Genomic DNA, 22,860 nt, shown 5'->3' with positions numbered 1-22,860 from the left:
TTGATCTGCTTCAATATTATTAAGTTAAATAAAATATATTAAAACTTTTTATTAACATTTTTTAAATTATATTTAACAAAATAGGCGCATATAATAATAAAGACCAATCCTAAACACAGAACTGGTCTTTAAAAATCAAATTTACATATTGATTAATTGGAATTATTGATATTCAACCAAAATATCTTTCTCACTAATCGTATCACCATAAACCGGTAACAAGGTTTTTTCATAAGCACGTTTTAATGAACCGTCTTTAGATAATTTTTCCGTTTCAGCATTTAACCATTCCAACAGATCTTTATCCTCCTTACGCACCGCACCGGCAATACTGTCTTGCTCACCTAAGGTTTTAATACCCACGGTAAATCCGGGATTTTCTTTCGCCCAAGCAAATAACAACGTATTATCGTGAGCTAACGCATCACCACGCCCATCCACTAACGCTTGGAAAGTTTCAGTATTTTGTTCAAATTTTAACAATTTGATATTTGGATAATTCTTAGTAAAGAATGCATCTGCTGTCGTCCCTTTATTTACTAACAGGGTTTTGTCTTCAAGTTCTTTGATATCGGTAATGACCGCACCGTCTTTTGATGCCACACCTAATGCCACTTTCATATAAGGTTTGGCGAAATCCACTACTTCTTGACGAGCAGGGGTCACAGTAAAGTTGGCTAAAATAATATCAACTTTATTTGATGTCAGATATTCTACACGGTTAGCCGCTTCTACCAATACAAATTCTACTTTGTTTTCATCGCCCAGCAAATCTTTACTTAAATCTTTGGCAATTTCCACATCAAAGCCTTGGCTTTGACCATTTTGATCCACATAGCCAAATGGCGGTTTGTCGCTAAATACGCCAATGCGAACTTTGCCTGCTTGTTTAATACGATCTACCGCAGAAACTTTGGTTGGTTCAGCTTTAGCAGCTTCTTTACTATTATTATCGCAAGCGGTGATACCCACAGCTAATAATAATGTAGCTAAAAGCGCGGTGATTTTTTTGAAATTTTTCATAGATGATCCTTTATAAGAGTTATTTGGTGAGCTGATTATAAAAAAATTTCCCACAAAAACGGAAAGAATTAAAGATTATTTGATATAAGGTTTTGGAATAACGTACATTCTTAGTAAACGTAAATGGTTTTGTGACAAGAATTATATTTATAGCGTTGGATATTATTTTGAGTACCATATTTCTGAATAGACAGATTTTGACCAAAAGAGCAGTTTTTTATTCATAATTCAAAAAAGTTGGTTAAATCCAGTTACTATAAGGCTTTAATCAACTTTTTACCAACTATTTTGTCTACTTTGCCGAAATTAACTTAATAGGTATTGACAGTATTTTAAACTAAGATCTTTGATCTTTATAATGCATATTTTTATTAATCATACAATAATCAGATTTTATAAAACTTACTTTAAATTTCCCCAATAATCTTCAACAATATTTGGGACTGCTGTACTAGATAACTAGAAAAAATTCTCTTTAACAAATTGTTTTAAAATAGAAATTTGTTCTTTTAAATTAGAGTGATTAAAATGCTTCTTACTTTCCTTTAAATACAGCTCAAAAATGAGCTTTAGGAATTTCGCTAAATTTACGTAAATGTCCCTTTGTTTGATCCCAAAATTCTCTATTCCATTAATGTAATTTTGCTTTTCAGCAAAGTATGTGTCGTGATTTATACGAAAATGACAAAATTCACTGACATCTAGTACATCATAACCACGATAATAATCTGTGTAAACAATACTATTAGGTTATACTTTTTTCGGATTATTGGCAATAACGTTGCGGTCTGAATATTATTCGACACGACAACAGTATAAACCCTACTGTTACGCTTTAAAAACTCGAATACAGCGGTCTTAACCCGCAGCTCTCCACGTTTATCTTTACGAGTTCCACAAAAATAGCTCTCATCAATTTCTATTTTGCCATCAAATATTTCAAAGTAGGTACTATGTTGATAAATAAGTAATCATGAACGATGAAATAATAGGCTGCTATGTTTTTGTTTACATTAACCAACTCAGAAGCTGTTTAAAATGTAACCTCTGCTACGAACGACTCAATGAGTTTAATTTGTTTATGCTGAATTAGATAAATCTTTCTCATTTCGGTAGTGTACTCTAAAATAGGAAAATTTTCAGTTATATAGTACAATTCTTTCAAAGTTTATCAATAGAAATGTCCATTATGTCTCTCTAATAAAGTAACTATGTAGTAAGAAGAAATAATGAGAATATTAACTATCTATTTTTATAAATGTACTAAATTACTCCTTTATCTAATTACAAATTAATCAACTTATCTGATTACCAATTTATGCATATGCACATATATCTATCTTTATTTTCTTTATTTTTTGTTAATATTTCCAATACATATTATAAAAAAACATACTAAATTTAGCATGATTTATACATAACTAGTTAAATGGAGTAAAATATGAAGATTGTCATTGCACCAGATTCATACAAAGAAAGTGTTTCAGCAATGCAAGTAGCGAATTCTATTGAAAAAGGATTCAAACAAGTTTTTTCTAATGCAAATTATATAAAAATACCTGTTGCCGATGGAGGTGAAGGTACCGTAGAAACCATGGTTGAAGCAACTCAAGGTAAAGTAATTAAATTAGATGTGACTGATGCATTAGGAAAAAAACAACCCGCATTTTGGGGTATTTCTGCAGATCATTCTTTTGCCTTTATAGAAATAGCTGCCGCCTGTGGTCTTGAGAAAGTTCCCATTGAACAGCGTAACCCACTAATTACGACTACATTTGGTGTCGGTGAATTAATTTTATCTGCTCTAGATTTTGGTGTACGTCATTTCATGATTGGATTAGGTGGTAGTGCAACCAATGATGGCGGAGCTGGGATGCTACAAGCATTAGGTGTACAACTACTAGATAAACAAGAAAAACCTATAGGTTATGGTGGTGCGGAACTAGCACGTTTAGATAAAATTGATTTATCAAAATTGGATTCTCGGTTAAAACAATGCCGTTTTGAAGTGGCATGTGACGTAACAAACCCCTTAACAGGTGAACAAGGGGCTTCCGCTATTTTTGGTCCACAGAAAGGGGCAACCCCTGACATGGTGAAACAACTGGATAATGCCTTATCGCACTTTGCCAAAATTATTCAGCGTGATCTGAATATGGATACACGATATGTGGCAGGGGCGGGGGCGGCTGGCGGTTTAGGCATGGCGTTTGCGTCCTTTTTGCAAGCGGAATTGAAAAACGGTATCGGCATTATCACCGATCTTTTGAAACTCGAAGACAAAATGAAAGATGCCGACTTAGTCATTACGGGCGAAGGACGCTTGGATCATCAAAGCATTAAAGGGAAAGTCCCTATTGGCGTGGCGGCGATAGCGAAAAAATTGAATATCCCCGTGATTGCCATTGCAGGCAGTCTTGGAAAAGATATTCAGGTTGTCTATGATTATGGTTTGGATGCGGTATTTAGCGTGCTGAATACGGTTTGCACCTTGCCAGAAGCGTTGCAACATGCCGAAAACAATCTTGAAATCACGGCGAGAAATGTGGCAGCGACGTTGAAAATCAATCTTTCTTAGGGTATTTCATTATGTCTGTTTACCGATTAGATGTAAAACTTGCTCAAAAAATTGTACAGCGTACCATGGATATTATTGATTGTAATATCAATATTATGGATGCAAAAGGCAGAATTATTGCCAGCGGTGATGCGGATAGAATCGGCGAAATCCATGACGGTGCATTATTGGCGTTATCGCAAGGCAGAATTGTGGATATTCATGATGCTGTTACGCATAGCTTACATGGTGTACGCCCGGGCATTAATCTTCCTTTGCGGTTAGATGGTCAAATCATCGGTGTGATTGGTTTAACAGGCGAACCCACCAGTTTAAAAGAATTTGGTAAACTGGTTTGTATGGCCGCTGAAATGATGTTGGAGCAAGCTCGTTTATCCGAATTACTGGCACAAGATTCACGCTTAAAAGAAGAGCTTATTTTAGATCTTATTCACTCCAATGGCATCTCAACCAACTCTCGAGAATGGGCGAATCGACTAAGTATAGATTTGTCTATCCCTAGAATCGCTTGTATTATTGAAATTGATAGTGATCAATTAGGATTAGAAAATACAAACGTCGAATTACAAAATCTACAACAATTACTAAAAACACCAAGAAAAAATGATTTAGTCGCTGTTCTTTCTTTAACTGAATTGGTTATATTAAAATCTGCGTTAAATCACTATGGACGGTGGGATATAAAAGATCACATCAAACAACTGGAACAACTCATTACACATATAAATAAAAATACTCGTTTACATGTTCGCATCGCCATTGGCCATTATTTCCCTAAAGAGAATAACAATATATTTTTATCTTTCCATACTGCAAAAACTACATTACAAATTGGTAAATCTCGTTTGCCTAATCAACAGATATATAATTACCAAGATTTAGTTTTACCAGTACTACTAGATCAATTGAAAGATGGATGGCAAAAACAAGAACTTGAACGTCCTTTAAAGAAACTGTATTTAATGGATAATAATGGCTTGTTAATCAAAACATTATCAAGTTGGTTTGAACACAATATGCAAACCATTACTACAGCTAAAGCACTTTATATTCATCGCAATACTCTTGAATATAGATTGAATAAGATTTGCGAACTAACTGGGTTAAATTTAAATAAAACTGATGATTTATTTTTACTTTATTTAGCATTAAATGTTATTGGTTAAATATTATCACCACACTTTGATTATTTTAAAAGTGTGGTGTTTTAACTATTTTCTAATTACACAATTCAAATAAAACAGCGATTCCTTGCCCCCCACCAACACACATAGCCGCAACTCCTCGTTTCGCTTGTCGTCTTTTTAATTCATACATCAATTTAACAGTAATGATTGTGCCACTTGCACCAACTGGATGTCCTAAGGCTATTGCCCCACCATTTACATTTACTTTATTTTCATCAATCTTTAAATCTCTAATTACTGCAAATGATTGTGATGCAAAGGCTTCATTAAGTTCAAATAGATCAATATCCTCTATATTTAGATTATATTTTTTCAAAAGTTTTTCTATTGCGAATTTGGGTGCGTACCCCATTAATTCAGGTTCATTACCGGCAATTGCATAACCAACAATTTTTATAAATGGCTTAACACCCAATTCATCAGCTTTTTTGGCGCTCATAAGAACAACTGCTGCTGCTCCATCATTTATACCTGAAGAATTGGCCGCTGTAACCGTTCCATCAGATTTAAAAGCAGGTTTTAATTTAGATAATTTTTCAATCGAAACATCTTCACGAACATGCTCATCTTGCTTAAAAAAAGAGACACTTCCTTTTTTGTCTTTTAATTCAACAGGAACAATTTGTTCTTCAAATAAACTATTTTTTATTGCATAAATTGCTTTTTGCTGGCTATTGAAAGCAAATTGATCTTGCTGCGCTCTATTTACACTATATTTTTCCGCAACATATTCAGCTGTCATTCCATTATGATAAGGTCCACCTGGCCAAGTTAAAATACTCAATAATCCATCTTCAAGCTGTGCATGCCCCATCTTATATCCATAACGACATCCTCTATCATAGTAAGGGAGACTAGACATATTTTCTGTTCCACAGGCAACTACAATATTAGAATTACCCGATTGTATTTCTAACATACCATTTACAATAGCTTGCAAGCCTGAACCACACTGCCTATTAACTGAATATGCGGTTGTTTCCTTGGACAAACCCGCATTTAAAGAAACCATTCTTGCAATAAAACCATTTTCTGCTATTTGACCAACATTACCAACAATTACCTCATCAACTAAATTTTCTGCTAATTTGGCTCGATTAATCGCTTCTCTAATCACTATAGCGCCTAGATCAATTGCAGAAACATCTTTAAAACTACCGCCAAACTTTCCTATTGCCGTTCTCACACCTGAAACAATAACAACATCATCTAATTTACTCATCACATTCACCATTTATGTTTAGTTATAAAATCATTCCACCACCAACATTAATAACTTCACCCGTAATATAAGAAGCCTCATCTGATGCCAAAAATGCTACTGCACAACCAATATCAGAGGGTTGTCCAGCTTTCCCCATAGGAATTTTACTTAACATCAAATCCCAATTTTCTTTAGGTAAAGATTTTGTCATATTTGTGTCAATAAATCCCGGACAAACAACATTACAAGTTATGTTTTTTCTAGCGCCTTCTCGAGCCATTGTCTTTGTTAACCCAACCACCCCAGCTTTTGCTGCGGCATAATTAGCCTGACCAAAGTTACCTAACCAACTTGCAGAGGATATATTTATAATTCGCCCATAGGATTGCTCTCTCATAATTTGCATAGCTTTTCTGGATGTATAAAAAACACTGGTTAAATCCACTTTGATCACAACATCCCACTGTTCATTTGTCATTTTATGCAAAGTAGAATCTCTGTTGATCCCTGCATTATTGACTAATATATCAATTCGTCCATATTCATCAATAATACTCGCAAACAATTTATTCACAGCTTGCTCATCACTAACATTACAAGCCACAGGCTCGGCTTGGTATCCTAACGCTTTTAATTCTTGAGCTGTATTAGCTAATTCTTTCTCAATAATATCTGATAAAATAACCAAGCATCCTTTCTCACATAATTTCTGAGCGATACCTTTCCCCAAACCGCGAGCAGCTCCAGTTACAATAGCAATTTTGTTGTTTAACATAATGAATTCCCCTTATTCATGATTATATATTTAAGTCCAAACGGTTTATCTATAAAAAGATTCGGATTCATCATCTTGATATTTTTACTTATGATAGGACTAAATTCCATTAAATCTAAAATATCTTTTTGTAAATCAATTCCTGGTGCAATCTCTATTAGTTCAACACCTTGTGCAACTAATTTAAATAATGCTCTTTCTGTTGCAATATAAACTTGCTGATGTTTCTTCCTAGCAAGTCTTCCACTAAATGAGATTTGAGACACTTGCTTAACCATTTTTTTAATTACCCCTTCTTTTATAATAGATAGTTTGGAATTTTCACAACTGATTTCTAGACCTTTTGCAGTGAATTGTGATAAAAACACTACTTTTTTAGCATTTTGAGTAATATCAATAAAACCGCCAGCTCCAGTACAACGATTACCCATTTTTGTAGAATTAACATTACCTTGTTCATCCAATTCACCTAACCCCATAAAAGTAACATCAATACCAGCTCCATTATAATAATCCATTTGCTCATGGTGAGTTATCATTGCATCTAAGTTTTGACCAATTCCAAAATCGATACCACCTGCAGGTATTCCACCATAAATACCAGACTCAACTGTAATCATAATATCTTTACTCACATTTTCTTCTTGTAAGATTTTCCCAATAACATCATTAGGAATACCTGTACCAAGATTAATCACATTACCTTGTTCCAATAAGGTACTTCCAATTCTCCCAATCAACTTTCTAATGTCTAATTTTAAAGGTGTTATTGTCACTTCTGGTACGATAAGATCTCCCGAATAAGATGGATCATAATACCAAGAAGAAGTCTGTCTGTGATCTAATAAAGGCTCTTCTGATATAACAATGGCATCTACAAAATTACCGGGTACAACTATATTTTTAGGATGAAGTGAACCAGATTTAGCTATTCTTTTTACCTGGACAATCACTTTTCCCCCATATCTTTTGGTCGCTAATACCGCAGGTAATATTTCCAGCTTCATTGCTTCTTCATCTGTTGATATATTGCCATTTTCATCAGCAACAGTTCCTCGGAATATACAAACATCTAATTCTATTGGTTTATAATGAATATATTCTTCATTATCAATAGTTACTATTGAAGTAATATCAGGCATAGATTTTGTAAGTTGATTCATTTTCCCGCCCTCAATTCTAGGATCAATAAAAGTACCAATTCCGACTTTACTGAACTTACCTGGGGAAGCACAAGCCATTTCTCTATAAAGATGCGCGATTTGCCCTTGTGGGAGACAATAAGCAATAACTTTATTATTGGAAATTAATTCCATCCATCTTGGTTGCAGCCCCCAATGAGAACCAATAATTGTTGTAACAAAATGTTCATGAGCATAATGTTGAATACCATCTTTCCGATCACTTTGTCCAGCAGAATGTACTAATGTCAAATGATTAGGATGACCAGTTGTTAAAAATTTACATTCCAACGCTTTTAATATTGATTCACATGCTCCTGATAATGTCATTCCAACGCTACATATTGTGTTATTATCACGAATAAGTTTTATTGCTTCATTTGCAGTCATAAATTTATGCTTCATAACTATAACCCCATTACTTAATATTATCCGAAACACAATTAACTAAATCCCTTAATGCTTTTTTATCAATCTTATTATTTTTTGTTTTTTTTAATTCTTTAATAAAATAGTAATCAACTGGTATCTTATATTTAGCTAATCTAGTCTCTAGAAAATTAACAATCATATTTATATTAATTTTTTCATTATCGTATGTAGAAATGACAGCAACCGGTACTTCTCCATAAATCTCATCATGTTTAGCTACTACAGCAACTTCTTTAACTTGTTTTATATTATACAAACACTCTTCTACTTCCAATCCAAATATTTTCTCTCCTCCTCTGTTTATAATATCTTTCTTTCTATCTTTAACAAACAAAAAACCGTCATTATCCACATAACCCAAATCACCTGTTCTCAACAACCCATCTTCATTAATAAGTTCATTATTATCAGGAATATACCTTGTTATTACATTTGTACCTTTTATACCTATTTCCCCAATAGTGTTGAATCCCACATCTCTAAAATAATCATCAATTATTTTTATTTCCAATCCGGGAATTGCAATTCCTGATGAATTAATTTTATTATGCTTATATATATCTACTGGGAATATTGCTCCGGGGGAGGAACTCTCTGTCAATCCATAAATTACTCTAATACTGGCATTAGGCATAATAGCTTTAATCCTATTGATATCATTAGAAGATAACATGCTAGAACCACAAGCGACCAGTCTTATATTATTAAATACTTTAGATTTAGATGATTCTATTATTTTCTTTAAGACTACGGAAGATGAATGAAAATACGTTATTTTAAATCTTTTCAAACCATCCACTAAATTATCAATATTGAACTTACTATGTAAATATATTATTCCACCACAAGACATTATAGTAGAAAAAATTCCTACTATACCAGTAATGTTATAGATAGGTGTAGCAAGCAAAGTACTGTCATATTTGCTTAACTGAAATATATTTTTATACGTTTCTATAGCATGAACTAAGTTAAAATTTTTTATAACACTTGCTTTAGAATGTGATGTTGTACCTGAAGTAAACATAATAATTGCATCTTTCTCTAAAGTCTCAATATCTAAAAAATTATAATATCTTTCACTTGTTGCTTTAATCACACACAAGTCGCATTCTAATAAACAATCTTTGAAATTAAGACATTCTACATCTTTATCCAAACCATCAATAACATCATTAAAGTTTGTTTCTGATATTAAAAGGTCTATATCTATAATTTTTATTAAATCATTAATTTCATAAGATCCATATTTTGTTGGATAAAGTATAGATATCCAACCCATTTTATTTATAGCTAACAAAAAACATATATAATAAACTGAGCTATCTAATAATACACCAACATTTAATGGTTTATTATTCCCATATCTTCTTTCTAGGTTAGAGCATATTGTTTCAATTAAAATATAAATATTGCCATAAGTGAAATCCTCATTATCATATACAACAAACAATTCATCTTTTTGTTCTAAATATATTTTATAAAAACATTCATATAAATTATTATAACCATCAAATAATAGTTCGTAGTGTCTATTTACCAAATCTACTGATAATAATTTATCCTTGATATAATCCCAAATCATATTCCCTCCAGACTTTCCGATAAACTGGAAACTATATCTATAAAAAATAATTTATTTGCATCAAAATTAGTTGTTCTAGAACTAATAATTGCCATTAATATTCTTTTAGTTTTAACCGAGAAGTACACCCCTTGAATCATGGTTATTGATTCACTTTTTTTGAATATATTTAAAATAGAATGATTAGCATATATTTCAGATATTGAGATGTATACTTGATCTCTATGATTAGTAACTTCTATCGTATCTTTAATTTTGTACTTATCTTTGCCTTTGCTTCTTTTTTCTTGCAAAAGAAAGGTTTTCTCTAATTCAGAAAGATAATCCTGCTCTGAAATAATATTTTTCATTGTCGCCCATCTCAATGATAGCGATATCTCTGATTCTGATGTAATAGTTATATTTTCTAATTTTATTTCTCCTTCTTGAAAACTGCATCTAGAATTAGGTGTCGATACGATCTTCCAGCCTATGGGGTGGTACAGACTCACCCCATAAAATTTTAATTCACACAATTCATTCATATTTAAAACTCTTATTTTGAATTCAAACGAGTTAACGTATTATCAATACTAGATTTCACCTCGCTACCAGAGTATATAATTGAATCAATTCGAGTAACATATCTAGATACTATTTCACTCGGAACTTTTGTTACTATACTCACCACATAATATAAAATACTATTAATAAGTAACGCCCAGATAATAGGAGAAAATCCAAAAGGTGCTTTAATAAAGAATGTGAATAAAATAGTTACCAATAATCCAGCAACTGTACCTGCCCAAGCGCCTTCTTTTGTACCTTTTTTCCAATATAATCCACCTAAGGTTGCTGGTAAAATTTGAGCAAAGAAAGGACTGGAAAGTTTATAGGCATAATCAGTTATAACTGCAGGTTTTAGGGCTACCACAATTAAAACTAATACCATTAGAACTAATAATAGAATTCTACCAAATGTAACCACTTTTCTTGGTTCAATCGCTAGATTTCTTAGCTCATATTTATGGCGGACATATAAATCTCGCGATCCAATAGCACTTGCTGACAATAACATTGAGTCAGCGGTTGATACACCAAATGCAAATAAGCATAATAATGAAATAAATGATATAAACGGTGATGCATATTGCGTTGATATGACAGATACCACATTATCCATACCATATTGGGTAATATCCTGACTACTTAAAATAGCAGGGATAATCAATGCCCCTAATACAACAATAAAACCATAGACCACAACGTAAGCAAGTGGCATTGCCCATGCCATCATTTTAAAGTTATCCTTACTTGAAGCGATAAAAGTTCTCATAAAAATATGTGGCCATACCACTGTTGCTACTGCACCGGCTAAGGCGTTATTAAGAGTACCTTTCCAATTATAGATCTCTCTCGGACCTGGATGGGAAAGTATCGGCGATAATTCAGGATTTGAATTGATTTTTTGCACCGCTTCTGCTAATCCTCCATTTGGGAAATAAGTTGTTACCAAATAAACACATAACACAATTAATGTTCCCGTTCCAAGAATAAAATGAAATGTATCCATCCAAGCAACAGATTTCATACCCCCACCAATGATGTGAAGTGAGACAACCAATGTACCTAATGCAACAGCGACAATGTAGGGGACCATTCCTTTGGTTGTAATTTCCGTTGCATCCCCAATTGCGACCAATTGCATTGCAACATAAGGAACAATAAACAAAATTAGAACGATAGCAATTAGAACACCATAGGATTCAGAATAGTATCTAGTCCGTAAAAAATCTACTGGTGTAGTGAAACCATATTCTTTCCCTAGAAGCCAGAGTCTGTAACCAATAGAAGCAAACATTAAACCAGCAATCATTCCCCCTGTATTAGAGAAAAAGCCTATACCATCCCTGTAAATACTAGCTGGAACACCATAAAAGGCTAAAGCTGAAAACACAGAAATAGCTGTTGTACAAAGTAACACAAAAGGATTTACACCCCGACCTGCCATAAAAAATGATTCAGAATCTTTGCTTGTACTCTTAAAAGAACCAAATCCGTGAGCTATAATAAAAATAGCATAAATCCCTATCCCAATTATAATCCAAATACTTGAACTCATTTGATACCTCACTTAGTCATAATTAACATGTGACTGTGTTTTAAAGAAATTGTTATAGTACAATCCCCACACAACAGCAGCTAAAACTGGTAAACCTAGCATCAGAAACAATTGTAATGGTATAGTACCAAATAATATTTTATTTGGTACTATCGGTATAATTATCCAATCAATGAAGAAATAGATAACATTAAATAGAATAAATAACCATTTTTTACTCATATATGTATCTCCTTTAGTAAAGTGAACTAAATTTAGAATTGTTGGAAAGTATAAAATGAGATTAAACAATACTCATTGTAAAAAGATACAAAATTTAGAGTCTATTTATTATAATTTTAGGCAATTGCACTACGTAATATGATATTGATCACATTTTAGTAAAACTTACATTTTTCCCTAAAGTTCGGACGTGAGAACCTGATATCAACAGCGAAAATATGGCGAGATTGTGGCGAATTAAATCATTTTTATAAAAACTACAGTGTAAAAATTTAATATTTTGATCTGCTTCCTAAAAGTTGGACTAATAACCGAACTAGTAATGATCAATTTTTATGACTAAATATAATCAAATCTTTAAACAACAAATCGTTGATTTTTACTTCGTAAATCACGAAAAGTTACCAATAACACTCAAACATTTTAACCTACCCAATAAAACAGTTAGACAATGGGTTGTACAATTCAAACATTTAAGTAGTAATGACTTAGCGGTGTGATATAGCAAACAAAAATATTCTAAAATACCACCCAAACCTAAAACTTGAGAAGAAGAGATTAAACTTGAGAATCTTCAATTGAGAGCAGAGAACGACTTGCTAAAAAAGTGAGGCAAGATTATTAAGAGAGAAGACAAGAAACGGCAGAAGCCATCTAAGTCTTAAGATGGCGTTATCCATTGAAGTTATTACTTAAATTGTCCAAGTTTTTGTGGTCAGATCAATTTTTTACACCGCACTACTCGGTTTTAACTTCGCTAAATATTAGCTTCATAATCTACCGCACTTTTCTCATAATTAAGAATATTCAAAAAGGCTTTTGCCCGATCTGTGGTGGGATTAGCAAAGAAAAATTCAGGTTTAGATTGCTCAATAATTTCGCCTTTATCCATAAAAATAATACGATCTGCAACCTGTTTGGCAAAGCCCATTTCGTGAGTCACAATCAGCATAGTCATACCATCTTTAGCTAATCCTAAAATTACGTCCAACACTTCTCGCACCATTTCAGGGTCAAGGGCGGCAGTAACTTCGTCAAATAGCATAATTTCTGGATTCATACAAAGGGAACGCACAATAGCAATACGTTGTTTTTGTCCGCCTGATAATTCGCGTGGAAAGGCATTTTTGCGGTCGAATAAGCCAACCCGTTTTAACAGTTTATCTGCTTGTCTTTCCACGTCTTCCCGTTTGCGTTTTTGTACTTTCATTGGACCAAGCAAAATATTGTCGATCACTGATATATGTGAAAATAATTCATAGCTCTGGAACACCATACCAATTTTTTGACGGGCTTTAACCCACGAAATATCTTTGCCTAATATACCATTATTTTCTAATCGAATTTCACCACTTTTAATTTCTTCTAAACCGTTAATACAGCGTAGTAGCGTACTCTTACCACAGCCCGAAGGTCCAAGAATTACCACGACTTCGCCTTTTTGCACGGAAAGATCTATGCCGTGAAGTGCGGTGACTTCAGCGTAATTTTTGACGAGTTGTTTAATATCTAATAATGCCATAATTTAAAATTCCTAATTGCTCCATTTTGTTTCTAAATATTTGGAAAACAATGACAATGGATAACAAATAATAAAATACAAAAAGAAAATCACGCCGTAAATCCACAAAGCAGCGGACGGATCAGTAAATAGTGATGTTTCAATAATCTGTTGCCCCACTTTAATCACTTCCAACACACCGATTAACATAGCAAGGGAGCTAGTTTTTACCATTCGGGTAAATAAATTTATCGCCCCTGGTGTCACTCGTTTTAAACTTTGTGGCAACAAAATATACACAAAAGTTTGCAGTTTGTTCAAACCCAAAGCATAGGCAGATTCGATCTGATGTTTTTCAATGGAAGTTAATGCTCCACGCACCAAATCCCCCATTTCAGCTACCCCCCAGAAAATAAACACTACAATACACACCCAAACGCCACTCCAGTGAATATTAAACCATTTAGCAAACCCAAAATAGACTAAAAAGAGTAATACTAACAAGGGGATAATGCGTACTATCTCTAAATATAGCTGGCAAAAAAAATGCACGGCTTTGTTTTTACTGGTCATCACTACACCCAAAATTACGCCTAAAATACACGCAAAAAACACTGACACAAAGGCAATTTCAGCGGTGATCCATAATCCACCGAGCAAACGTTCTAAATTACTGCCTTGAAATAAAATACCCAACCCCATGACTATGCTCCATATTTAGCTTGACGCAAACGGCGTTCTAAATAACGAATATACAGTGACACGGGCAATAAAATAATCAAATAAAATACCACGAGCAAAAATAAAGATTCGTTAGTTTTATAATCCATTCCGATAATATCTTTTGCCAAAAACATTAATTCCGCCACCGCAACGGCACTAATTACCGATGTTTCTTTCATTAAAAATAAACAGTTTGCTCCCACCGCTGGTGTGGCAATGGCAAAGGCTTGCGGAAAAATCACATAGCGAAAGGCTTGTAAAGGCGTTAGCCCGATACTTAACGCACTTTCAATTTGCCCTTTGGATACGGCTTCCAATCCGCCCCGAATGGCTTCCGCCATATAGCTCCCCCCGAGAAAAGCCAAACCGATAATCCCACAGGTAAAACCATCTAATTTAATGCCTACTTTGGATAAACCAAAATACAGAAAAAAGACTTGAATTAACAACGGGGTATTACGAGAGAGTTCAATGTAGCTTTTGACCAGACATTGCAAGCCACGAATTTTGTAGGTTAACACCACGGCACAAAGCAACCCGACTAACACCGACAACACAATAGCCCAAAAGGACAAATGCAAGGTAAGTAAAGTTGCATCAATAAAACGAGGAACGGCGTTCCAAATATATTGCCAGTTCATAGAAAATAAGAAATGAATTTAAAATAGCTAAAATTATAATGGCTTAATTAGGCAGATAAAAGAACGATTTGATATGACTTAGATACATTTGATATAAAAACACCGCACTTTGGTTAAAAAAGTGCGGTCTAAATCTGAAGAATTTTTAGAATTAAGCAGCGTACAACCCAACCCCTAACTCATCTTCTTTACGAGTTCGATTAATCACTGCTTGTGGCGATTGAATCACGCGTAAGCCCATTTGATCTTCAGTGCGAACCACATCACCACGTAAGGAATTAGTATATACATCAGTGATTTTAATATCCACAAATTTACCAATCATATCTGGTGTACCTTTGAAATTCACAATACGGTTGGTTTCCGTTCTGCCAGTGAGTTCCATAATGTCTTTTTTGGATGGACCTTCTACTAACACACGTTGCTCTGTGCCAAGCATGGCTCGGCTAAATTGTGCCGCTTGATTGTTGATACGTTGTTGCAATAGATACAGGCGTTGTTTTTTCTCATCTTCACTCACATCATCAGGTAAATCTGCCGCTGGTGTGCCTGGGCGAGCAGAATAAATAAAGCTGAAGCTCATATCAAAATTCACTTGTGCAATCAGGTTCATCGTGTCTTCAAAATCCTGATCGGTTTCGCCAGGGAAGCCCACGATAAAATCCGAGCTGATTTGAATATTTGGGCGAATTTTACGCAATTTGCGGATAATGGATTTGTATTCTAACGCCGTATGGTTGCGTTTCATCATGGTCAATACCCGATCCGAACCGCTTTGCACAGGCAAATGCAGGAAGCTCACGAGTTCTGGCGTGTCGCTGTAAACCTCAATAATATCGTCTGTAAATTCAATCGGGTGGCTGGTGGTGAAACGTAATCGGTCAATACCGTCAATGGCTGCCACCAAACGCAATAATTCAGCAAAAGAACAAATTTCACCATCAAAGGTTGCACCACGATAGGCATTGACGTTTTGTCCTAGCAGGTTCACTTCACGTACACCTTGCTCGGCGAGTTGAGCAATTTCAAATAGAACATCGTCCACTGGACGGCTTACTTCTTCTCCACGAGTATAAGGCACAACACAAAAAGAACAATATTTATTACAACCTTCCATAATCGATACAAACGCCGTTGGACCTTCGGCTCTCGGTTCAGGCAAACGGTCAAATTTCTCAATTTCAGGGAAACTCACGTCCACCACAGAGCTTTTGCCACCACGAATTTGGTTAATCATTTCAGGCAAGCGATGCAAGGTTTGTGGTCCGAAAATAATATCCACAAAAGGCGCACGATCACGAATATGCGCCCCTTCTTGCGAAGCCACGCAACCGCCCACGCCGATCACTAAATTCGGATTATGTTTTTTCAGCTGTTTCCAACGCCCGAGCTGGTGGAATACTTTTTCTTGGGCTTTTTCACGAATGGAGCAAGTGTTTAACAACAACACGTCCGCTTCTTCCGCTTCTTCGGTGAGTTCCAGACCGTGCGTGCTGAGCAATAAATCCGCCATTTTTGAACTGTCATACTCATTCATTTGACAGCCCCAAGTTTTAATATGTAATTTTTGAGTCATCTTTATAATCTGTATAAATTAAATTCGTTAATAAAGCCATAAAATTGATTGGCAATTAACTGGCTATTGTACTGTTTTAATCGCATTTTATCAAATTAATGCTTTCAGAATAAGCAACAAAATAGTATAATCCGCACGTTTTTTGTATTTATTTTAGAAAAAAGGATTAATCAATTAATGTCTAAAGAAGATTGCATTGAGATGCAAGGTACCATTTTGGAAACCTTGCCGAACACGATGTTTCGTGTAGAACTTGAAAATGGTCACGTGGTTACTGCTCACATTTCAGGCAAAATGCGTAAAAACTACATTCGCATTTTAACTGGCGATAAAGTTACTGTGGAAATGACCCCTTATGATTTAAGCAAAGGGCGGATTATTTTCCGTGCGAGATAATATCACGCAAGCCAACAAAGCTCGAAAATTTCGAGCTTTTGTTTTTTTGCCAAAACACTCACAAAAAATTACTTACAATCCTTGATAGAATTGTTCGGGGCTTTGCCCTTGTTGCTACGCAACGTTGAAAATTCCTACGCAATTTTTGCACCGCACTTTTCTTTGCATGCAAAATATGCTAATTTCAATACGTCAAATTCCAACCCAATAAAAAAACTATGGACGAACACTCGAATAACGCAACACAAATAGATAGCTATCAAAAAAAATCGTTCTTTCAATCCCTGTTTGATCGCTTTTTTCAAGGCGAACTGAAAAACCGTGAAGAATTAGTCGAAGTCATTCGCGATTCTGAACAAAATGATCTGATCGACCAAGATACTCGTGAAATGATCGAAGGGGTGATGGAAATCGCCGAACTTCGAGTGCGAGATATTATGATCCCTCGAGCTCAAATCGTGTTTATTGAAAACGATCAAGCTCTCGAAAGTTGCCTTGACACCATTATTGACACGGCTCACTCTCGCTTTCCCGTCATCACTAACGAACGAGATAATGTCGTTGGGATTTTGCACGCTAAAGATCTGTTGCAATTTCTACGAGAACAGCCAGATCAATTCAATATGCAAGTAATTTTACGTCCAGCTGTGATTGTACCAGAAAGTAAACGTGTGGATCGAATGCTGAAAGATTTCCGTACAGAACGTTTTCACATGGCAATCGTAGTAGACGAATTTGGTGCCATTTCAGGTTTAGTGACGATTGAAGATATTTTAGAGCAAATTGTCGGCGATATTGAAGATGAATTTGATGAAGAAGAAGTGATTGCCAATATCCGCCAACTTTCTCGCCATACTTATGCAGTGCTGGCTTTAACTGATGTTGATGATTTTAATCAAAAATTTGGCACAAATTTTGCCGATGAAGAAGTGGATACTATCGGTGGCGTAATCATGCAAGCCTTTGGTTATTTACCAAAACGAGGCGAAGAAATTACGCTGAATAATATTCATTTTAAAGTGACATCAGCGGATAGTCGTCGTATTATTCAGTTACGAGTAACCGTAACTGATGAACAGCTTGAAAGCATCAATGCTCACCAAAATGAAACAGAAGAATAACCCCTTATGATACACAGATTTTTACCTTATCTAATAGCTTTCATCACAGGCTCAATCGGTGTATTTGCCTTTTCCCCTTTTGATTACTGGGGAATTGCCTACATCTCAATGCTAGGTTTACTCTATGTGGCAAAAAATCCCCATAAAAAAACTGCACTTCGAGCCAGCTTTTTATGGGGAGTGAGTTTTTTTAGCATTGCGACCAGCTGGTTACACGTCAGTATTCATCAATTTGGTGGCTCGCCCCTATGGTTAAGTTATTTTTTAGTCTTCGTTCTCGCCTGTTATTTATCGCTTTTTCCCTTATTATTCACCTATCTAGTTCAACATTTTAAAGTCGTAAGCCCTGTTATTTTTGGCACAATTTGGACATTTAGCGAATTTCTACGAGGTTGGTTATTTACAGGTTTCCCATGGCTACTGTTTGGCTATACGCAAATTGATACACCCTTTGCAGGAATTGCCCCCATTTTTGGTGTCACTGGCTTAACCTTTTTTGTAGTATGGCTAAGTGCGGTAATTTTTAATGCTATTTCTGCTATCACTCAGCAACCACAAAAAATCAAGTTTGCTTTATTCAATATTCTACTGGGTATCAGCGTTACTGGCGTAGTTTCCTTTGCCAAAACCAATTATGCCACATCGCTGGAAAATAAAGCCATTACAATTACACTGGCACAAGGCAATATTGAACAATCGTTAAAGTGGGATCCTGATTATCTGCAATCTACCTTACAAATTTATGCCAATTTAATTCGTCCTAATTTAGCTAAATCTGATTTAATTATCTTGCCAGAAAGTGCGTTACCTGCCTTAGAAGAAAGCATTCAACCATTTTTTGATGAACTCAATCAAGCCAGCCAACACTCAAAAACAGATATTATGATTGGCACGGTTCACCGTGATGAAAGCAGCGGAAAATTATTTAACTCTATCGCATTAGTTGATGGCAATTATTCATCTACTACGGCTCAACGTTATAATAAACATCATCTGGTTCCCTTTGGCGAATATGTGCCTTTAGAAAGTCTATTACGACCACTTGGCTCAGTGTTTAATTTACCCATGTCGGCATTTCAAAGTGGTGATAACATTCAACCTGATTTAATCAGCAAAGATCGCCGTTTTATGGGAGCTATTTGCTACGAAATTATCGAAAGTAGTCAATTACAGACAAATTTAAAAGATGATACTGATTTTATTTTAACCATTTCTAATGATGCGTGGTTTGGCGACAGCTATGGTCCTTGGCAACATTTTCAAATGGCAAGAATGCGAGCGTTAGAATTAGCTAAACCAGTGATTCGAGCAACAAATACGGGGGTTACTGCGTTTATTGATGCTCAAGGAAAAGTCATTCGCCAAGCACCACAGTTTGTGCAAACTACGTTGACTGAAAAAATCGCACCAACAATAGGAAAAACACCCTATGCTGTTTTTGGCAATAAACCTTTATACGCATTGTTAGTATTATTTGTTTTATTGCGAGTTATAGGTAATTTTATTCAGAAAAGAATAGCATCACGACTAAATCATGGCTGAAGTTACATGACATACCATTATATTATGGTAAAAGTAAAAACCCGTATCAAGGAATTGATACGGGTTTTTAAATTTTGGTGGAGATAATCGGGATCGAACCGACGACCTCTTGAATGCCATTCAAGCGCTCTCCCAACTGAGCTATATCCCCGAAAGTGGCGTTATGATAAATTCCGCCACGTGTTATGTCAATAGAAAATTAACCTTTATTTTGAATAAATTCAATCGCTTTTTGAATTCTGGCTAAAGTGCGGTCTTTTCCAACAAGTTTTGCTGTAATATCCATCGACGGTGACTGCCCTGAACCAGTGACCGCTAAACGGAATGGCATACCCACTTTACCCATACCGATGTCTAATTCTGTTGCCGTGTCATTCATTGCTTGATGAATATTTTCCACTGTCCAATCCTCCGGAACAGAAAGTGCGGTTAATTTTTCCAATAATTTTGTTAACGGTACAATCGCTTCTGGTTTAAAGTTTTTTGCCACCGCTTTTTCATCATAGCTGTCAAATTCTTGATAAAAATAACGACTTTGTGCGGCTAATTCTTTCAACGTTTTCGCTCGTTCCCCTAATACAGGAATAAGCTCGGCTAAGGCTACGCCATTTTCATAAGGAATACCTTGATCTTTCATGTGCCATGCAAGATGTTTTGCCACATAATTAGGATCTAAACTACGAATATAATGCTGATTTAACCATTGCAATTTTTCTGTATTAAAAGCACTAGCGGATTTACTGACCGAATGAAGATCGAATAATTCGATCATTTCTTCACGTGAAAAAATTTCTTGATCACCATGTCCCCAACCTAAACGTACTAAATAGTTAATTAATGCTTCGGGTAAATAGCCATCATCACGATATTGCATCACACTCACCGCACCATGACGTTTAGACAATTTTTGACCGTCATCACCATTAATCATGGAAACATGAGCATAGGTCGGCACGGGGGCATTTAAAGCTTTTAAGATATTAATTTGACGTGGTGTATTGTTAATATGATCTTCACCACGAACTACGTGGGTAATTCCCATATCCCAGTCATCGACTACTACGCAGAAATTATAAGTTGGTGAGCCATCTGTGCGGCGAATAATCAAGTCGTCTAACTCGCTATTACTAATTTCAATACGACCACGCACCGCATCATCAAAAATCACTGAACCCTCTTGTGGATTTTTAAAACGAATCACATGCGGTTCATCAGGGGAATGGCTATGATCATGCAAACAATGACGATCATACTTAGCCTTTTCTTTGTTGTTTTCTTGCTGAGTACGCAATTCATCTAAACGTTCTTTTGAACAGTAACAACGGTAAGCCGTCCCCTCTTCTAACATCTGATCAATCACTTGATTGTAACGGTCAAAACGTTTGGTTTGGAAGTAAGGGCCATGATCCCAAGCTAAATTTAACCATTCCATCCCCTCCAAAATAGCTTGTGTAGCCTCTGGGGTCGAACGTTCTAAATCGGTATCTTCAATACGCAACACAAATTCACCGTTATTATGTTTAGCGTATAACCATGAATAAAGTGCCGTTCTCGCCCCGCCTACATGTAAATAGCCGGTTGGACTAGGTGCAAAACGAGTACGAACCTTTACATTAGGATCTAAAGGAAATAAATTTTCAATCTTCATTTGTTGACCTTTCTTATTCTTATAAAATTTGCGGACTATTGTACCTTCTTTTCTTATTTTGCTTAACTGAATTTTTGGTTTTATGCCTATTTTTAAGACAATTAAACCATTTTTTGCAGAAATAGATTGACTGAAATTCAAGAATACTTATAATGCAATCCACAACGCAAACAGCGAAGCAAGGGCGATTAGCTCAGTTGGGAGAGCACCTCCCTTACAAGGAGGGGGTCACTGGTTCGAGACCGGTATCGCCCACCACTTTTCAACTAAATTAAGATAGTGATTAGTACCTTGCTTTCGTTTATGTGTTCTCCTGTTGTTTAAGTGGGCGATTAGCTCAGTTGGGAGAGCACCTCCCTTACAAGGAGGGGGTCACTGGTTCGAGACCGGTATCGCCCACCACTTAAACAAACCAATCTACAAACAGACTATTTATAGCTGTTGTCGTAGGGCGATTAGCTCAGTTGGGAGAGCACCTCCCTTACAAGGAGGGGGTCACTGGTTCGAGACCGGTATCGCCCACCACTTATTTTCATTTAATATAATAGATATTTTTTGAGAATAATCTTGTTATTTAAACGTGAAATGATAAAGTACACTATCCTTTATATTTTATGGTAATTTCAAATGAATAAACCTGTGAAAAATGAAACTCTAATTGTAATAACCAATGGTTTACTCCGTTTAACCGGCAATATAGTAAAAGTATTAAGTTATCCATTTCATTTTATCTTTCCTAAAAAACGTTTTACCATTCCAGAATTTAGCCCTGCTAAAGCTCATCCCCAAAATTCACAAAAAATCAACCGCACTATTTGGCAAACTAATTATAGTAACCGTGTTACTTTGCCGATCTATTGTAATTACTTAGTTAATCGCTTACTTTCACGTGATTATGATTATCGTTATGTGAGTACCGAAGCTCGAGAAGAATATATCAAAACGCATGCTGATGAACGTACCTTTAATGCTTATAGCAAACTGACTGACGGCGCTGCTCAAGCAGATTTTTGGCGAATCTTTACGCTATACAATGAAGGCGGTATCTATATGGATATTGATGGTCATTTGGTCTGGAACTTAGATAATATTATTCATGAAAATGATAGTGAAGTATTAATTACTCGTCGCCAGCTTTACACCAATTTCTTTATGGCGAGTGAAAAAGGGAATATTTTTTTAAAAGATACTTTAGATATTATTATCAATAATATTGAACAACGAAAAATTGAAGGAGGCGTATTTTCTTTAACCGGACCAACTTGTTTAAACCAAGCACTAGAAGGTAAAACCGTGAATACTCGTCGAGATAAAATTACCTGTGCGCAAGGAACATTTTCCAACGAATATTTCCAATATATGGATAAAAAAATGGGCAAATGGAATCACGCTAAAAATGAGAATTTGCTCAAATAAAAATATTT

Annotated in this window: 18 protein-coding genes, 4 tRNA genes and 1 pseudogene; 9 read left to right on the top strand and 14 right to left on the bottom strand. The window is 35.3% G+C overall.

The annotated features are described in order from the left end of the window. Window positions 1–162: 162 nt before the first annotated feature. Both E0709_RS03820 and E0709_RS03815 read right to left on the bottom strand, forming a co-directional pair. Window positions 163–1,023: a cysteine ABC transporter substrate-binding protein gene (locus E0709_RS03820; RefSeq protein WP_132301400.1), complete on the bottom strand. Its 861-nt coding sequence runs from the start codon at window positions 1,021–1,023 to the stop codon at window positions 163–165. A 459-nt stretch (window positions 1,024–1,482) separates the two neighbouring features. After that, window positions 1,483–2,131: pseudogene (locus tag E0709_RS03815) on the bottom strand (IS1595 family transposase). A gap of 333 nt (window positions 2,132–2,464) precedes the next feature. Here E0709_RS03815 and E0709_RS03810 point away from each other — a divergent pair. Continuing rightward, window positions 2,465–3,601 carry a glycerate kinase gene (locus E0709_RS03810; protein WP_132301402.1) on the top strand — a complete coding sequence of 379 codons (1,137 nt, stop codon included), beginning with the start codon at window positions 2,465–2,467 and terminating at the stop codon, window positions 3,599–3,601. An 11-nt stretch (window positions 3,602–3,612) separates the two neighbouring features. Next, a complete protein-coding gene (locus E0709_RS03805; RefSeq protein WP_132301404.1) occupies window positions 3,613–4,767 on the top strand; it encodes a CdaR family transcriptional regulator in 1,155 nt (384 codons plus the stop codon). 52 nt (window positions 4,768–4,819) lie between these two features. On the opposite strand, the gene E0709_RS03800 is transcribed toward E0709_RS03805, so the two are convergent. The 10 genes from E0709_RS03800 to miaB all read right to left on the bottom strand — a co-directional run bounded on the left by E0709_RS03800 (window position 4,820) and on the right by miaB (window position 16,729). Next, window positions 4,820–6,010: a thiolase family protein gene (locus tag E0709_RS03800; protein ID WP_132301406.1), complete on the bottom strand. Its 1,191-nt coding sequence runs from the start codon at window positions 6,008–6,010 to the stop codon at window positions 4,820–4,822. Window positions 6,011–6,032: 22 nt separating this feature from the next. Next, window positions 6,033–6,767, bottom strand: a complete 735-nt coding sequence (gene fabG, locus E0709_RS03795) for a 3-oxoacyl-ACP reductase FabG (protein WP_132301407.1) — start codon at window positions 6,765–6,767, stop codon at window positions 6,033–6,035. After that, on the bottom strand, window positions 6,761–8,338 hold the full coding sequence (locus E0709_RS03790) for an acyl CoA:acetate/3-ketoacid CoA transferase (RefSeq protein ID WP_207905229.1): 1,578 nt from the start codon (window positions 8,336–8,338) through the stop codon (window positions 6,761–6,763). The genes fabG and E0709_RS03790 overlap by 7 nt, the downstream gene beginning before the upstream one ends. 28 nt (window positions 8,339–8,366) lie before the next feature. Continuing rightward, window positions 8,367–9,965 carry a class I adenylate-forming enzyme family protein gene (locus E0709_RS03785; protein ID WP_132301411.1) on the bottom strand — a complete coding sequence of 533 codons (1,599 nt, stop codon included), beginning with the start codon at window positions 9,963–9,965 and terminating at the stop codon, window positions 8,367–8,369. Next, window positions 9,962–10,489, bottom strand: a complete 528-nt coding sequence (locus E0709_RS03780; protein WP_132301413.1) for a hypothetical protein — start codon at window positions 10,487–10,489, stop codon at window positions 9,962–9,964. Before E0709_RS03780 ends, E0709_RS03785 begins: the two co-directional genes overlap by 4 nt. An 11-nt stretch (window positions 10,490–10,500) precedes the next feature. After that, a complete protein-coding gene (locus E0709_RS03775; protein WP_132301415.1) occupies window positions 10,501–12,066 on the bottom strand; it encodes a sodium:solute symporter family protein in 1,566 nt (521 codons plus the stop codon). A 979-nt stretch (window positions 12,067–13,045) separates the two neighbouring features. After that, a complete protein-coding gene (locus E0709_RS03765; RefSeq protein WP_132301419.1) occupies window positions 13,046–13,810 on the bottom strand; it encodes an amino acid ABC transporter ATP-binding protein in 765 nt (254 codons plus the stop codon). A gap of 12 nt (window positions 13,811–13,822) precedes the next feature. Next, entirely contained in the window at window positions 13,823–14,491 is a 669-nt protein-coding gene (locus E0709_RS03760) for an amino acid ABC transporter permease (protein ID WP_132301421.1), read from the bottom strand. 2 nt (window positions 14,492–14,493) lie between these two features. After that, entirely contained in the window at window positions 14,494–15,153 is a 660-nt protein-coding gene (locus E0709_RS03755; RefSeq protein WP_132301423.1) for an amino acid ABC transporter permease, read from the bottom strand. A 151-nt stretch (window positions 15,154–15,304) separates the two neighbouring features. After that, entirely contained in the window at window positions 15,305–16,729 is a 1,425-nt protein-coding gene (miaB, locus tag E0709_RS03750) for a tRNA (N6-isopentenyl adenosine(37)-C2)-methylthiotransferase MiaB (protein WP_132301425.1), read from the bottom strand. Window positions 16,730–16,906: 177 nt separating this feature from the next. On the opposite strand from miaB, the gene infA reads away from it, so the two are divergent. The 3 genes from infA to lnt all read left to right on the top strand — a co-directional run bounded on the left by infA (window position 16,907) and on the right by lnt (window position 19,788). Beyond that, the gene (infA, locus tag E0709_RS03745) at window positions 16,907–17,125 is read left to right on the top strand and encodes a translation initiation factor IF-1 (RefSeq protein WP_132301427.1); all 219 of its coding nucleotides are present in this window, start codon (window positions 16,907–16,909) and stop codon (window positions 17,123–17,125) included. A gap of 218 nt (window positions 17,126–17,343) precedes the next feature. Further along, window positions 17,344–18,246, top strand: a complete 903-nt coding sequence (gene corC, locus E0709_RS03740; RefSeq protein ID WP_132301429.1) for a CNNM family magnesium/cobalt transport protein CorC — start codon at window positions 17,344–17,346, stop codon at window positions 18,244–18,246. Window positions 18,247–18,255: 9 nt separating this feature from the next. After that, window positions 18,256–19,788, top strand: a complete 1,533-nt coding sequence (gene lnt / locus E0709_RS03735) for an apolipoprotein N-acyltransferase (RefSeq protein WP_132301837.1) — start codon at window positions 18,256–18,258, stop codon at window positions 19,786–19,788. A 75-nt stretch (window positions 19,789–19,863) separates the two neighbouring features. Here lnt and E0709_RS03730 read toward each other — a convergent pair. Further along, window positions 19,864–19,939 (bottom strand) — tRNA-Ala (locus tag E0709_RS03730). Window positions 19,940–19,987: 48 nt separating this feature from the next. Next, window positions 19,988–21,436: a glutamate--tRNA ligase gene (gene gltX, locus E0709_RS03725; protein WP_132301431.1), complete on the bottom strand. Its 1,449-nt coding sequence runs from the start codon at window positions 21,434–21,436 to the stop codon at window positions 19,988–19,990. Window positions 21,437–21,618: 182 nt separating this feature from the next. On the opposite strand from gltX, the gene E0709_RS03720 reads away from it, so the two are divergent. From E0709_RS03720 to E0709_RS03705, 4 genes are all read left to right on the top strand, one after another. Next, window positions 21,619–21,694 (top strand) — tRNA-Val (locus E0709_RS03720). A 68-nt stretch (window positions 21,695–21,762) separates the two neighbouring features. After that, a tRNA-Val gene (locus E0709_RS03715) sits at window positions 21,763–21,838 on the top strand. Window positions 21,839–21,885: 47 nt separating this feature from the next. Beyond that, a tRNA-Val gene (locus E0709_RS03710) sits at window positions 21,886–21,961 on the top strand. A gap of 102 nt (window positions 21,962–22,063) precedes the next feature. After that, on the top strand, window positions 22,064–22,852 hold the full coding sequence (locus tag E0709_RS03705; protein WP_132301433.1) for a glycosyltransferase family 32 protein: 789 nt from the start codon (window positions 22,064–22,066) through the stop codon (window positions 22,850–22,852). Window positions 22,853–22,860: the final 8 nt, after the last annotated feature.

The organism is Lonepinella koalarum (assembly GCF_004565475.1).
Taxonomy (GTDB): domain Bacteria; phylum Pseudomonadota; class Gammaproteobacteria; order Enterobacterales; family Pasteurellaceae; genus Lonepinella; species Lonepinella koalarum.
The sequence above is the reverse complement of the archived record's forward strand: the minus strand, read 5'-3'. Positions and strand labels throughout refer to the sequence as shown.

Coding starts and splice junctions, on each gene's coding strand:
- E0709_RS03820 (WP_132301400.1), bottom strand. CDS start 1,023: ATGAAAAATTTCAAAAAAATCACCGCGCTTTTAGCTACATTATTATTA.
- E0709_RS03810 (WP_132301402.1), top strand. CDS start 2,465: ATGAAGATTGTCATTGCACCAGATTCATACAAAGAAAGTGTTTCAGCA.
- E0709_RS03805 (WP_132301404.1), top strand. CDS start 3,613: ATGTCTGTTTACCGATTAGATGTAAAACTTGCTCAAAAAATTGTACAG.
- E0709_RS03800 (WP_132301406.1), bottom strand. CDS start 6,010: ATGAGTAAATTAGATGATGTTGTTATTGTTTCAGGTGTGAGAACGGCA.
- fabG (WP_132301407.1), bottom strand. CDS start 6,767: ATGTTAAACAACAAAATTGCTATTGTAACTGGAGCTGCTCGCGGTTTG.
- E0709_RS03790 (WP_207905229.1), bottom strand. CDS start 8,338: ATGACTGCAAATGAAGCAATAAAACTTATTCGTGATAATAACACAATA.
- E0709_RS03785 (WP_132301411.1), bottom strand. CDS start 9,965: ATGATTTGGGATTATATCAAGGATAAATTATTATCAGTAGATTTGGTA.
- E0709_RS03780 (WP_132301413.1), bottom strand. CDS start 10,489: ATGAATGAATTGTGTGAATTAAAATTTTATGGGGTGAGTCTGTACCAC.
- E0709_RS03775 (WP_132301415.1), bottom strand. CDS start 12,066: ATGAGTTCAAGTATTTGGATTATAATTGGGATAGGGATTTATGCTATT.
- E0709_RS03765 (WP_132301419.1), bottom strand. CDS start 13,810: ATGGCATTATTAGATATTAAACAACTCGTCAAAAATTACGCTGAAGTC.
- E0709_RS03760 (WP_132301421.1), bottom strand. CDS start 14,491: ATGGGGTTGGGTATTTTATTTCAAGGCAGTAATTTAGAACGTTTGCTC.
- E0709_RS03755 (WP_132301423.1), bottom strand. CDS start 15,153: ATGAACTGGCAATATATTTGGAACGCCGTTCCTCGTTTTATTGATGCA.
- miaB (WP_132301425.1), bottom strand. CDS start 16,729: ATGACTCAAAAATTACATATTAAAACTTGGGGCTGTCAAATGAATGAG.
- infA (WP_132301427.1), top strand. CDS start 16,907: ATGTCTAAAGAAGATTGCATTGAGATGCAAGGTACCATTTTGGAAACC.
- corC (WP_132301429.1), top strand. CDS start 17,344: ATGGACGAACACTCGAATAACGCAACACAAATAGATAGCTATCAAAAA.
- gltX (WP_132301431.1), bottom strand. CDS start 21,436: ATGAAGATTGAAAATTTATTTCCTTTAGATCCTAATGTAAAGGTTCGT.
- E0709_RS03705 (WP_132301433.1), top strand. CDS start 22,064: ATGAATAAACCTGTGAAAAATGAAACTCTAATTGTAATAACCAATGGT.